At 71.6% G+C, this 12,266-nt stretch carries 10 protein-coding genes and 1 tRNA gene; 3 read left to right on the plus strand and 8 right to left on the minus strand.

The annotated features are described in order from the left end of the window. Positions 1-27: 27 nt before the first annotated feature. Positions 28-423 (plus strand): CBS domain-containing protein, encoded by a 396-nt coding sequence (locus AB0N63_RS08460; RefSeq protein WP_365525903.1) that lies wholly within the window; start codon positions 28-30, stop codon positions 421-423. Positions 424-555: 132 nt separating this feature from the next. On the opposite strand, the gene AB0N63_RS08465 is transcribed toward AB0N63_RS08460, so the two are convergent. Beyond that, complete coding sequence (locus tag AB0N63_RS08465) at positions 556-2,007, minus strand: catalase (RefSeq protein ID WP_365525906.1); 1,452 nt, start codon at positions 2,005-2,007, stop codon at positions 556-558. A 144-nt stretch (positions 2,008-2,151) separates the two neighbouring features. On the opposite strand from AB0N63_RS08465, the gene AB0N63_RS08470 reads away from it, so the two are divergent. Next, the gene (locus AB0N63_RS08470; protein WP_365525908.1) at positions 2,152-2,568 is read left to right on the plus strand and encodes a Fur family transcriptional regulator; all 417 of its coding nucleotides are present in this window, start codon (positions 2,152-2,154) and stop codon (positions 2,566-2,568) included. A 155-nt stretch (positions 2,569-2,723) separates the two neighbouring features. On the opposite strand, the gene AB0N63_RS08475 is transcribed toward AB0N63_RS08470, so the two are convergent. The 3 genes from AB0N63_RS08475 to AB0N63_RS08485 form a co-directional block, all read right to left on the minus strand. Further along, a tRNA-Met gene (locus tag AB0N63_RS08475) sits at positions 2,724-2,797 on the minus strand. Positions 2,798-3,005: 208 nt separating this feature from the next. Beyond that, a complete protein-coding gene (locus tag AB0N63_RS08480) occupies positions 3,006-4,838 on the minus strand; it encodes a sel1 repeat family protein (protein ID WP_365525911.1) in 1,833 nt (610 codons plus the stop codon). Between the two features lie 215 nt (positions 4,839-5,053). Beyond that, positions 5,054-8,047, minus strand: a complete 2,994-nt coding sequence (locus tag AB0N63_RS08485) for a UPF0182 family protein (protein WP_365526420.1) — start codon at positions 8,045-8,047, stop codon at positions 5,054-5,056. A 175-nt stretch (positions 8,048-8,222) separates the two neighbouring features. Here AB0N63_RS08485 and AB0N63_RS08490 point away from each other — a divergent pair, with 175 nt between their 5' ends. Next, entirely contained in the window at positions 8,223-8,765 is a 543-nt protein-coding gene (locus AB0N63_RS08490; protein ID WP_365525914.1) for a PPA1309 family protein, read from the plus strand. A gap of 95 nt (positions 8,766-8,860) precedes the next feature. Here AB0N63_RS08490 and AB0N63_RS08495 read toward each other — a convergent pair whose 3' ends face one another. From AB0N63_RS08495 to AB0N63_RS08510, 4 genes are all read right to left on the minus strand, one after another. Further along, entirely contained in the window at positions 8,861-9,955 is a 1,095-nt protein-coding gene (locus AB0N63_RS08495) for a PDZ domain-containing protein (protein ID WP_365525917.1), read from the minus strand. A gap of 62 nt (positions 9,956-10,017) precedes the next feature. Beyond that, positions 10,018-10,182 (minus strand): hypothetical protein, encoded by a 165-nt coding sequence (locus AB0N63_RS08500; protein WP_203622303.1) that lies wholly within the window; start codon positions 10,180-10,182, stop codon positions 10,018-10,020. 219 nt (positions 10,183-10,401) lie between these two features. Further along, positions 10,402-10,863, minus strand: a complete 462-nt coding sequence (locus tag AB0N63_RS08505; RefSeq protein WP_365525920.1) for a molybdenum cofactor biosynthesis protein MoaE — start codon at positions 10,861-10,863, stop codon at positions 10,402-10,404. A 287-nt stretch (positions 10,864-11,150) separates the two neighbouring features. Then, positions 11,151-12,263 (minus strand): SDR family oxidoreductase, encoded by a 1,113-nt coding sequence (locus tag AB0N63_RS08510; RefSeq protein ID WP_365525923.1) that lies wholly within the window; start codon positions 12,261-12,263, stop codon positions 11,151-11,153. Positions 12,264-12,266: the final 3 nt, after the last annotated feature.

The raw sequence follows: 12,266 nt of genomic DNA on the forward strand, positions 1-12,266 counted from the left end.
GATTCCAGGAGGAGGTGGCTCCATCCCATGCTCGTCCGCGACGCCATGAGCACGGTGGTCCTCAGCATCGGCCCCGCCCACACCCTGCGGCAGGCAGCCGCCCTGATGTCCGCGCGCCGCGTCGGCGCGGCCGTGGTGCACGATCCCGACGCCGGGGGCATCGGCATCCTCACCGAACGGGACATCCTCAACTCCGTCGGCCTGGGCCAGAACCCGGACACGGAGCACGCCCACGCCCACACCACCACCGACGTCGTCTTCGCCGCCCCGTCCTGGACGCTGGAGGAGGCGGCCCGCGCCATGGCGCACGGCGGCTTCCGCCATCTGATCGTCCTGGAGGACGGCGAGCCGACGGGCATCGTCTCGGTCCGCGACATCATCCGCTGCTGGGCGCCCGCACGGCAGCCGGCGCCGGCCCTCTGAACCAGGGCCGCGACACCGGCACCGGTACGGGCGCCGGGGGCGCGGACGACGCCGTCCGCCGCGTACGACAACGGGCCGGGCCCCCGGAGGGACCCGGCCCACTGCCCACGGCAAGCGGTCCAGTCGCTGGAATCAGCCGCGCAGGGCCTGGACCGCGGCTTCCAGCCGCTTGCCGAAGTCGTCGTCCGCCTGGCGGAAGTTGTTGATCGCGCGGTCGACGATGTCCTCGCGCGAGACCTGGGAGACGGCACCCGCCAGGTTGCCGATCAGGCGGTCCTTCTCCTCGTCCGTCATCAGCCGGTAGAGGTTGCCGGCCTGGACGAAGTCGTTGTCCTCGGCGTGCACCGGCGCCTCGTGGTCGCCGGTGACGCCGGAGACGGGGACCGGCTGCCACAGCGGCCGGCCGGTCTGGGCGGGACCGCCGAAGCTGTTCGGCTCGTAGTTCTTCGCACCCTTGTGGCGGCCGTCGTAGAGGTAGCCGTCACGGGAGTTGGTACGCGCCTCGGCGGCGTGCGGGCGGTTCACCGGCAGGTGGTCGGCGTTGATGCCGACGCGGTAGCGGTGGGCGTCGCCGTAGGCGAAGAGGCGGCCCTGGAGCATCTTGTCGGGGGACGGGCCGATGCCGGGCACGAAGTGCGCCGGGGAGAAGACCGACTGCTCGACCTCGGCGAAGATGTTCTCCGGGTTGCGGTTCAGCTCCAGCTTGCCGATCTCGATGACCGGGTAGTCCGCGTGCGGCCACACCTTGGTCAGGTCGAACGGGTTGAACCGGTAGGTCGCGGCCTCGGCGGCGGGCATGATCTGCACGCCGACGGTCCAGGACGGGAAGTCGCCGCGCTCGATCGCCTCGCGCAGGTCGCGCTGGTGGGAGTCGGGGTCCTTGCCCGCCAGGACGTCCGCCTCCTCGGCGGTCAGGCACTTGATGCCCTGGTCGGTCTTGAAGTGGTACTTGACCCAGAAGACCTCGCCGGCCTCGTTGTTCCACTGGTAGGTGTGCGAGCCGAAGCCGTCCATGTGGCGGTACGACGCCGGGATGCCTCGGTCGCCGAACAGCCAGGTCACCTGGTGCGTGGACTCGGGCGACAGGCTCCAGAAGTCCCAGACGTTGTCCGGCTCGGTCGAACCGGTGTACGGGTCGCGCTTCTGGGTGTGGATGAAGTCGGGGAACTTGATGGCGTCCTTGATGAAGAACACCGGGGTGTTGTTGCCGACGAGGTCGTAGTTGCCCTCCTCGGTGTAGAACTTCAGCGCGAAGCCGCGCGGGTCGCGGACGGCGTCCGCGGCGCCGAGGTTGCCGGCCACGGTGGAGAAGCGCAGGAAGGTCTCCGTCTGCTTGCCGACCTCGGAGAGGAACTTGGCGCGCGTGTACTTCGTGACGTCAGCCGTGACCGTGAAGGTGCCGTAGGCGCCGGCCCCGCGGGCGTGCACCACGCGCTCCGGGATGCGCTCGCGGTTGAAGTGGGCGAGCTTCTCCAGCAGGAGCTGGTCCTGGACGAGAACAGGTCCGCCGGCTCCCGCGGTCTCGCTGTTCTGGTTGTCGGCGACCGGAGCACCGGCCTCCGTCGTGAGCGGTCCCTGGGTCACGTCGCCTCCTGCTGGCACTTTCGTCTGATCCTGTCGCTTGGCCAAAGCCATGCTCGATCCTACAATGGACATTGTCTAAGTCAAGTGAAGCTCCAAAGTCACACTCGTTCGGGATCTGTTCCCCTTGCTGTTAGGCTGGTGGGTATGAGCGACCTTCTGGAACGGCTGCGCGGACGCGGATGGCGGATGACCGCACAGCGCCGCGTCGTGGCCGAGGTCCTGGACGGCGAGCACGTGCACCTGACGGCCGACGAGGTCCATGCGCGCGCCGTGGCGAAGCTGCCCGAGATCTCCCGCGCGACCGTGTACAACACGCTCGGCGAGCTGGTAACGCTCGGCGAGGTGCTGGAGGTCAGCACCGACAAGCGCGCCAAGCGGTACGACCCGAACGCCCACCGGCCGCACCACCACCTGGTGTGCGCCCACTGCGGCGCGATCAAGGACGTGCACCCGAGCGGCAACCCGCTGGCGGACCTGCCGGACTCTGAGCGTTTCGGCTTCACGGTCTCGGACGTCGAGGTGACGTACCGCGGCGTCTGCCCGAACTGCGCGTCGGCCTGACGATCAGCGAGAAAGCCCCGGCACCGCGAGTCGAGTGCCGGGGCTTTGTGCTGCGCGCCGTGTGCGCGTTCCCGGACGCACAGACCGGGCCCGTTCGCGGGCGCGCACACGCCGAGGGCCGGAACCCTGATCGGATTCCGGCCCTCGGCCATCAGTAGCGGGGACAGGATTTGAACCTGCGACCTCTGGGTTATGAGCCCAGCGAGCTACCGAGCTGCTCCACCCCGCGTCGATGAACTGAACACTACGTGCTGGACGGCCCCGGAAGCAAATCGCTTCCGCGAGCACCGGCCGATCCGCCGCGGCACGGGCCGGGAGCGCGGTGGCTCCCGGCCGGGCACGGGGTGGTTCCCTGCCGGGCGTGGGCGGGCCGGGGAGGGACGGCTCCACCGGCCCGGGAGCCCCGGCGGTACGTTTCCCGGACCGGGGCCCCTGCGCTACGCCGACAGTTCCTCGCGCAGGGCGTCCCGGAGGCGGGACGCCCGCTGGGCCACCTCACGGGGGCCGAGGGCCGCGGCGCGGTCGGCCCAGCGCTGGCCCTCGGACAGCTCGCCCCGGCGGGCGTGGACGAGGGCGAGGCGCAGCGCCGCCCGGCCGTGCCCGGCGTCGGCGGCCCGGGTCCACCACACGACCGCCTCCGGCTCGCTGCCCTCCCGGGCGAGCAGCAGTCCCAGGTTGAAGGCGCCGTTGCGGGAGCCGGCCTCCGCCGCGGTCCGGTACCACCGCGCCGCCTCCACCACGTCCCCGCGGGCCGCGGCGAGCATCCCGACCCGCACCTGCGCGCGCCGGTGCCCCTGGGTGGCCGCCCGCTCGTACCACTCCTCGCACTCGGTCTTCTCGTGGACCGCCGACTCGCCGAGTTCGTGCGCGGGCGCGGGCGGGCGGCGGGCGTCGAGCACGGTCGCCAGCCGGTACGCGGCCTCCGCGCTGCCCCCGCCGGCCGCGCAGCGCAGATGCCGTTCGGCCTCCTGCTCGTCCCCGGCGCGCAGCCGGGCCATGCCCACCTGGAGCGCCGCCTCGGTGTGCCCGGCGGCGGCCGCACGTTCGTACCAGCGCAGCGCCTCGGCGGTCATGTCCCGGCCCGCGTAGAGGATCCCCAGGTTGAACGCGGCGTCCACGCTCCCGGCCTCGGCCGCCTTGGAGAACCACGGCTCGGCCCCCGCGGTGTCGCCACCTTGGAGCAGCAGGACGGCGAGCGCGTTGGCGGCCTCGCGGTGGCCGGCGTAGGCGGCGCGCCGGTACCACTGCTCGGCCTGGGAGGTGCGGCCCTGCTCGGCGCAGAGCAGGGCGAGGTTGTAGGCGCCGTTCACGTCGCCGGCGTCCATCGCGGCCCGGTACCACCGCTCGGCGGTCTGGGTCTCGCCGCGCTCGGCGTGCAGCGCGCCGAGCGCGTTGGCGGCGTTGCCGTCGCCGTCCTGGGCGGCGCGCAGCCACCACACGGCGGCGCTCTCGGTGTCCCCGGCGTCGCGCAGCAGGAAGCCGAGCGCGCAGGCGGCCCGCGGCTCGCCGTCCTTGGCGGAGGTCAGGTACCAGCGGCCGGCCTCCTTCAGCTCGCCGCGGCCCTCCAGGATGGCGCCGAGGTGCAGCGCGGCGCGCCGGTGGCCGCGCGCGGCGGCCTGCCGGTACCACTGCTCGGCCTCGGTCCGCGGTTCGGCGGCGTCGGCGTCCGCCGCTGCCTCGGCGGCCCGCCGGTCCAGTGTCCGGGCCAGCCGGTACGCCGCCTCGCGGTGGCCGTGCTCGGCGGCGACCCGCATCCAGCGCTCGGCGTCGGCGTCGGCCCGGTGCTCCAGCAGATCGGCGAGCGCGTAGGCGCCGAGCACGTGCCCCTGCTCGGCGGACTGGCGCAGCCAGTACTCGGCGGCGGGTTCGTCGCCGCGCTCGCGGTGGTGGCGGCCGAGCGCGTGCGCGGCCGGGGCGGAGCCGGCGACGGCGGCGATCCGCCACCAGCCGGCGGCCTCGTCCGGGTAGCCGCGCTGCTGGAGCAGGACGCCCAGGTTGTTGGCGGCGGCGCGGTCGCCGGCCGCGGTGGCGGCCCGTAGATGGGGTTCGGCTCCGTCGAGGTCGCCCCGGCGCAGCAGCATGGCGCCGAGGACGCTCATGGCCTCCGCGTCGCCCGCTTCGGCGGCGAGCCGGCGGCGCGCCAGCTCGGCGACCTCGTCGGCGGCGGCGCCCGTCTCGTCCCGGGCGCCGTCCACGATCTCCACCGGATCGCCGGTCTGCGCAAATCGCCCTGAATCGAACAGAGTTACCTTGTCCCCCATAACGTCCATCGTCGCACCACCCGCAACCCGGGTACACCTGGTATACCGCAAGCCAGTGAGGTCACTTCAGCGTTTTGTCGACATGCCCACAGAGAGACAAGTCAAACACAGATCGCCCAACTCCCCACGGCGGCGCGGCGGTCCTGCACGTCGGCACATCCGTTCGCCCACGAACGGAAGGCCCGGGTCCGCACCGGACCCGGGCCTCGTGACGTCCACGGCGATCAACCGCCGTTCTTGTCACCGCTCTTGTCGCCGTTGTTCGCGCCGCTCGTGCCGGCGGTCCTCCCGTCGCCGGTCGCGCCGCTGCCGCCCTTCGCACCGCCCTTGTCGCCGTTCTTGGCGTTCGAGCCGGCCGCCTTGTCCGCCTCGGCCTGCGCCTTCTCGGCGCGCTGGAGGGCGGCCTGGAGTCTCTTCTGGGCTTCGTCGTAGGCCTTGAAGTCGGGCACCTTCAGCGCCTTCTGGCCGTCGTCGAAGGCCTTCTGGGCGTCCTTCAGGGCCTGTTCGACCGTCGGGCTCGCCGTACCGGGCGGATTCTCCTTGCCGGTGTCCGGTGGCGGGTTCTCCGTCCCCGAGGTCCCGAAGATCTTGTCGAGGGCCTCGCCGAGCGTGTTCTCGAACGCGGTGCTGCCGCCGAAGCTCACCAGGACCTTGCGCATCAACGGGTACTTGAGCTGTCCGCCGCGCACATAGACCGGTTCGACGTAGAGCAGGCCCCCGTCGAGCGGGATCGTCAGCAGGTTGCCGTACTCGATCTCCGAGTCGCCGCCCCTGATGAGCCGGACGAACTCGGCGATGTTCTGCTGCGAGTTGGAGTTGAACTGACTCTGCACCTGTTTGGGGCCGCCGACCGTCGTGCTCGCCGGCAGCTTCAGGATTCTGATCTTGCCGTAGTCGGGGGTGCCCGCCTGGGAGTCGACCGCCATGAACCCGCTCAGCGCCTCGCGCCCGTTCGGCGTGAAGGTCGTCGTCAGCGAGAACGCCTGCGCCTGCTGGTCGGGCATCTTCATCGTCAGGTAGTACGGCGGCACCGAGTTGCCCGACTTGTTGGTCGGGTCCACCGGCACCCGCCACACCTCGCTGCCGCTGAGGAAGGTCTGCGCGTCCGTCACGTGGTAGCGGGTGAGCAGCTCGCGCTGCACCTTGAACAGGTCCTGCGGGTAGCGCAGATGGGCCATCAGGTCGGCGGAGATGGCCGTCTTGGGCTCGACCGTGTCGGGGAACGCCTTCATCCAGGTCTTCAGGACCGGGTCCTCGGTGTCCCACTGGTACAGCTTGACCTCGCCGGTGTAGGCGTCGACGGTCGCCTTCACCGAGTTGCGGATGTAGTTGACCCGGTTCTGCTGGGCCACCACCGCACGCTGGTCGTTGTTGTAGGTCAGCGAGTCCGCCGTGGTGTCGCCGAGCGTCGTACGGGAGGCGTACGGGTAGCCGTTCGTCGTCGTGTAGGCGTCGACGACCCACTGGATGCGGTGGCCCACCACCGCCGGATAGGCGTCGCCGTCGATGGTCAGCCAGGGCGCGACCGCCTCGACGCGCTCCTTGGGCGTGCGGTTGTACAGGATCCGCGAACCGTCGCCGATGGCACCGGAGTAGAGGATCTGCGGCTCGCCGAACGCCATCGCGTACGCCGCCCGGTTGAGCGTGCTGGACAGGCTGACGCCGCTCCTGCCCTGGTAGGTGGTGGTCGCCTCGCCGTCGCCGGCCGGGTAGTCGATCTCCTTCTGGGGGCCGCCGACGATCGAGTACGTCGTGGTCTTCTCGCCGTAGTAGACCCGCGGTTCGTAGCTGCCGAGGTCGCCGGTGGAGGGGACGTCCTTCTCGGTGAAGACCGGCTCGCCGTTGCTGGTCTCGGTGCCCTTGGCGGCGACCATGCCGTAGCCGTGGGTGTAACGGAAGTGGGTGTTGATCCAGTTCTTCTTGACGCCGTCCAGGTTCAGTTCGCGCAGGCCGACGACCGTGTCCTGGACCTTGCCGTCCTTGCCGGCGTACCGGTCGACGTCCAGGTTGTTCGGCAAGGCGTAGTAGCCGCGGATCTGCTGGTTCTGCTGGAAGGTCGGCGAGACGATGTTGGGGTCGAGTATGCGGATGCTCGCCGCCTCGCCGACGTCGTCGCGCAGCGAGGACTTGTCCTTCGTCGTGCTGGTGCCGTCGTAGCCGGTCACCTGGGTGTCGTCGATGCCGTACGCGGCACGCGTCGCCTTGATGTTCTTCGCGACGTACGGCGCCTCCTTGGCCTGCTCGTTGGGCTGCACCTCGAACTTCTGGACCAGGGCCGGGTACAGGCCGCCGATGAGGATCGCCGAGAGCACCATCAGGCCGAAGCCGATGACGGGCAGCTGCCAGGTGCGCCGCCACAGGGTGGCGAAGAACAGCAGCGCGCAGATGACCGCGATGCAGAACAGGATCGTCTTGGCCGGCAGATAGGCGTTGGCGTCGACGTACCTCAGGCCCGTCCAGTCGCCGGTCGCCTTGAAGTCGCTGGACTTGACCGCGAGGCCGTACCGGTCGAGCCAGTAGGCGACGGCCTTGAGGGCGACGAACACGCCGAGCAGCACCGACAGGTGCCCGGTCGCCGCCGCCGTGGCCCGCGGGCCCGGGCTGGTGACCCGCAGCCCGCCGTACAGGTAGTGGGTCAGCGCGGCGGCGATCAGGGACAGCACCGTAGCGGCGAAGCCGAAGCCGAGCAGGAACCGGTACCAGGGCAGGTCGAAGGCGTAGAAGGAGATGTCGAGGTGGAACTGCGGGTCCGTCTGGTGGAACGGGACGCCGTTGACCCACATCAGCCAGGTCCGCCACTGGCCGGCGGCGGAAGCGCCCGCGACCAGGCCCACCAGCGCGGTCACCCCGCACAGCAGCCACCGCCGGTAGGGCGCGATGCCCATCCGGTAGCGGTCGAGGTTCTGCTGCTCCAGCGACATGGCGCTCAGCGGCGGCCGCAGCCGGTGGGCCAGCCAGACGTTGAAGCCGACCGCCGCGGCCATCAGCAGCCCGAAGACGAAGAACAGCCCGACCTTGGTCGTCAGGGTGGTGGTGAAGACCGACGAGTAGTGCACCGACCGGTACCAGAGCCAGTCCGTCCAGAAGCCGGCGAACATCGTGAACGCCATGGCCAGGACGGCCAGGACGCCCAGTGTCATCAGCAGGGTCCTAGCTCGCCGGGACGGGCGGCCGACTCTGATCCGCGGCCCCGTGGGGCCCCCGCCGCGGTCCGGCATCTGGAAAGCCAAGGTGCGCACCTCGAAAGTTCGCTGTTGGTCACTGTGGTCGCGTCAGGCCCCCGTGTTCGCGGACCCCACGGTGCGCCCTGGGTTCCCGGGCCCACACCTATGCAACTTACTCACCGCTTACTCGGTTCCCGATTTCGGCCGGTAACGAGGCAGGATTGTGACCATGTCCAACACCCCCATGGCAGCGAACCCGCTCACCCGGGCCGTGCTCGAGATCGACGAGTACGCCTCCGGCCTCGGCTGGGACCAGCCCGCTCGCCTCTTCGCCCTCGTCGACACCGCGCGGCTGCGGACCCAGGAACCCGCCCTCGCGGCCCAGCTCGGTCTGGAGGACGAGCAGGAGACCTCCGGTCTCACTCCCATCGAGCAGGACGAGATCCCGTCGGGCCGGCCGCTCGACGAGTTCCTCGCCACCATCGCCTGGCCCGACGCCGTGGCCGGCTGTGCCCTGACCGTGGAGCGCCTGATGCTGCCGCCGTCCGCCGAGGCGCAGGTCCCGCAGGGCCTGAACGAGGCGAAGCTCGCCGAGTGGGTGGCCGCCCACCCCGAGCGCCAGGAGGTCCGCATGACGGTCGCGGTCCTGCGCGACGGCGCCCGCGAGTCGGCGCTCAGACTGCGCGAGAAGGACTCCTCCACGGAGGTCCTCACCGGCTCCTCCCTGGTGCCGGGGCTGGCGGACGCGCTGGCGGCGACGTTCGAGGACTGAGATCCACTGCCCGGTGCCCGCGGGGATGCGTGTCCCCGCGGGCACCACGGGGCGTACGCCCCTCGGGGCGTGCGGCGGCGCTGCGCGCCGGGGGCTCAGTCCTTGGTGCACTTCGGCAGGTCGGCGGTCTTGCCCGCGCTGATGTCCTTGAGGGCGCCGAGGGCGTCGCCGATGGTCTTCACCTTGACCAGGGTGAGCCCGGAAGGAGTGTCCGAGGCCGCGGCGGCGCAGTTGTCGGCGGGCGTGAGGAAGTACTGGGCGCCCTTGTCGCGCGCGCCGACCGTCTTCATCTCGATGCCGCCGATCGGGCCGACCTTGCCGTCGTCGTCGATCGTCCCGGTGCCGGCCACGAACTTCCCGCCGGTCAGGCTGCCCGGGGTGAGCTTGTCGTAGATGCCGAGCGCGAACATCAGACCCGCGCTGGGCCCGCCGACGTCGGCGAGCTTGATGTCGATCGTGAACGGGAACGTGTGGTCGGTCCCGGCGGAGATGCCGACGACGGCCCGCTTGGCCCCGGTGTCGTGGGACTCGACCGTGGTGAGCGTGACGGCCCTGGTGACGGTCGCGTCCTTGTTCTGCTTCGCGGCGGCGGCCTGGTCCTTGGCGGGGACGATCGTGAAGACGACCTTCTGCCCCGGCTTGTGCGCGGTGACCAGCTTGGCGACGTCCGCGGGCTGCTTGACGGCGGTGCCGTCCACGGCCTTGATGACGTCACCGGCGTGCAGACTGCCCTGGGCCGGGCTGTCCTTGACGACGGTGGAGACGATCACCCACGACTTCACCGGGATGCCGAGTTCCTTCAGCGCCGCCACCTTGGCGCTCTCCTGGGACTGGCTGAACTCCTCGGCGTTCTCCTGGGTGGACTGCTCCTCCGTCTTGCCGTCGGGGTAGAGCGTGTCGTGCGGGACGATCTTGTCGTCGTGCGCCAGCCAGCCGTAGACGGCCTCGGGCAGGTTCATCCGGTAGTCGGCGCTGGTGACGCGGACGGTCGTCATGTTGAGGTGCCCGTCCGTCGGGTACGTCCGGTGACCGGAGATCTGAAGCACCGGCTCGCCGCCGTGCTCGCCGAGCGTGTTGACCGTCGGTCCCGGGGACATCTCCGAGTACGGCACGGGGAGGAAGACCCCCGCGCACAGGAGCGCGATCAGCATCAGGGTGGAGGCGAGCATCGTCGCGGTGCGGCGTGGCATGTCTCGACAGTACGTGACGGACCTGTCCGCGCACCGTCAGGGCCGCCGTCCGCGCAGCGGCCTCAGGTGCCGGACGTGGACCTCTCCATGGCCTCGCGGAACCGGGCGTACCCGTCCAGCTCCGGCCCGTCGCTGCGTATCCTGCGGGTGCGGTTGGCCCAGCTCCCCCACAGGCCCGCGGCTATCGCCGCCACCAGTGGGATCAGCAACCAGGCGAGCGCCGCCATGCCGACCTCCCAACGCCGATCGACCGATCGCAACTGACTGATCAGCAGATTAACCATCCGCTCTGACAACGCTCATGCCCGGGGTGCGGTTACGCAAGCCGGACCGCGCGGCCGGTGGCCCGCACGGGTAGCGGACCGGCCGCCCACGGGTCGGCGTCACGGAGGTGAAGGCCCCAACGTGCCGGACCCCGCGAGCCCGGCATGAACCGAACGAGAGGCCTAGCAGGCGCCGACCCACTCCTCGGTGCCGTCGGAGAACCGCTGGTGCTTCCAGATCGGCACCTCGTGCTTGAGGTCGTCGATCAGCTTCCGGCACGCCTCGAAGGCCTCCCCGCGGTGCGGGCAGGACACGGCGACGACGACGGCGAGATCGCCGACCCGCAGGTCTCCCACGCGGTGCACGGCGGCCAGCGCACGTACCGGGTACTCGGCGGCGACCTTCTCGGCGATCCGCCGCATCTCGGCCTCGGCGCTGGGGTGGGAGGAGTACGCCAGGGCGTCCACGTCGGCGCCGCCGTCGTGGTCGCGCACGGTCCCCACGAAGAGCGCGGTCCCGCCGGCGGCGTCGTCCCCGACGGCCTTGAACACCTCGTCCAGCGAGAGCGCGGTGTCCCGGACGGCGACCAGCTTGATGGGATCGTCGGCGGCGTACTCGCCGGGGTGATCGTTGCTCGGAGCCATACCCCCATCGTGCCGCACCGCGCCGATCCCCCGGAATAGCGTCATCACCCGGCACGCACGCGTGCACGTTTGTGAGGTCCTACAGGTACCGAGCCGGTCCGGCGTTCGGGGACGAGGCCGGCCCCGGGGGCTCGGAGCCGCCGCCCCTGCCCGCCGGCCGCCCCACCCAGCCCGTCCGGCGCCTGGGGACGAGGCCGTCCAGGCCGATGCGGGAGCCTGGGGGCGCGGCCCCCAAGGACGGGACGGGTGAGGGCGGCGGGCGGGAAACGCCCCCGCACCCACGCCCCTCAGATCCGCCGCCGGGCCTTCCGCGCCCGCCGCACCACGGCCGCCGCGCCCAGCAAGGCGACCGTCGCCCCCGCGGCCCCCGCCGCCGTGGCGTCCTTGCGCCCCAGCCGCCGCCCGACCACGGTGTGCCGCCCCGACACCTCCTCCAGCAGCTCGGCCAGCACCGCCTCGTTCGTCCACTTGGGCCGCCACCCCGCGTCATGCAGCCGGCTCCCGCTGACCACCCAGGGGTACATCGTGTACGCGAGGTCCCCCGCCGGCGACGGCGTGAGCCCGATCCGGTGCAGCCGGGCCGCCGCACCGAGCGCGACCGCCGACGGCAGCTCCATCCGCCGGATCCCGCTCAGCTCCTCGACCTCCTCCTGCTCCAGCCACCCGTCGCACCCCACGGCCAGCTCCCCGTCGACCTTCTCCAGCACCGCGTACTCCAGCGCCCCGCACAGGTCCTCCACGTGGCAGAACTGCCACGCGGGCCGCGACCCGGCCACCACCAGCAGCCGCGGCGACTCGAAGTACCGGGTCAGCGCGGTGTCGGTGCCGCCGACCAGCACGGCGGGCCGCACCACGGTGACGTTCAGCCCGGGATGCGCGCGCGGAGCGCGGCGCGCCAGCCGCTCGATCTCCAGCAGGTCCCCCACCCCGGTCGCCTCCGCCGTCGCCCGCAGCTCAGCGTCCTCGGCCAGCGGCAGCTCGTTGTCCGGCAGCGCGCCGTACACCATCGCGGAGGTGCACAGCACGACCCGGTGCACCCCGGCCGCCGCGGCCGCGGTCAGCACGGTCTGCGTGCCGCGCACGTTGTACGCCGTACGGGCGGCGGCGTCGGTCTCCAGGTCGAGGTCGAGCGCCAGGTGCACCACGACGTCGGCGCCGCGCAGCTTGTCGGCGATGGCCGGGTCGCGCACGTCGAGGATGTGCCAGCGTGCCGCGTCGCACTCGCCGCGCCGCTCGTCGATGGCGATGACCTGCCGGATCTCCTCGGAGGCGGCCAGCCGCTCGGTGAGCAGGGCGCCGACGCCGCTCGCGGCTCCGGTGACCGCGACGACGGGCCCGCGCACGGCGGGGGTGCTCTCGTGGTTTCGCGCTGCGCGAACCTGTGGATCTGGGGAACTCACCGG

The organism is Streptomyces sp. NPDC093260, from assembly GCF_040683715.1.
Classification (GTDB): Bacteria; Actinomycetota; Actinomycetes; order Streptomycetales; family Streptomycetaceae; genus Streptomyces; species Streptomyces sennicomposti.

Excerpts from the sequence above, each read along its gene's own strand:
- AB0N63_RS08460 (WP_365525903.1), top strand. The coding sequence starts at position 28 with ATGCTCGTCCGCGACGCCATGAGCACGGTGGTCCTCAGCATCGGCCCC.
- AB0N63_RS08470 (WP_365525908.1), top strand. The coding sequence starts at position 2,152 with ATGAGCGACCTTCTGGAACGGCTGCGCGGACGCGGATGGCGGATGACC.
- AB0N63_RS08480 (WP_365525911.1), bottom strand. The coding sequence starts at position 4,838 with ATGGACGTTATGGGGGACAAGGTAACTCTGTTCGATTCAGGGCGATTT.
- AB0N63_RS08485 (WP_365526420.1), bottom strand. The coding sequence starts at position 8,047 with ATGCCGGACCGCGGCGGGGGCCCCACGGGGCCGCGGATCAGAGTCGGC.
- AB0N63_RS08490 (WP_365525914.1), top strand. The coding sequence starts at position 8,223 with ATGTCCAACACCCCCATGGCAGCGAACCCGCTCACCCGGGCCGTGCTC.
- AB0N63_RS08495 (WP_365525917.1), bottom strand. The coding sequence starts at position 9,955 with ATGCCACGCCGCACCGCGACGATGCTCGCCTCCACCCTGATGCTGATC.
- AB0N63_RS08500 (WP_203622303.1), bottom strand. The coding sequence starts at position 10,182 with ATGGCGGCGCTCGCCTGGTTGCTGATCCCACTGGTGGCGGCGATAGCC.
- AB0N63_RS08505 (WP_365525920.1), bottom strand. The coding sequence starts at position 10,863 with ATGGCTCCGAGCAACGATCACCCCGGCGAGTACGCCGCCGACGATCCC.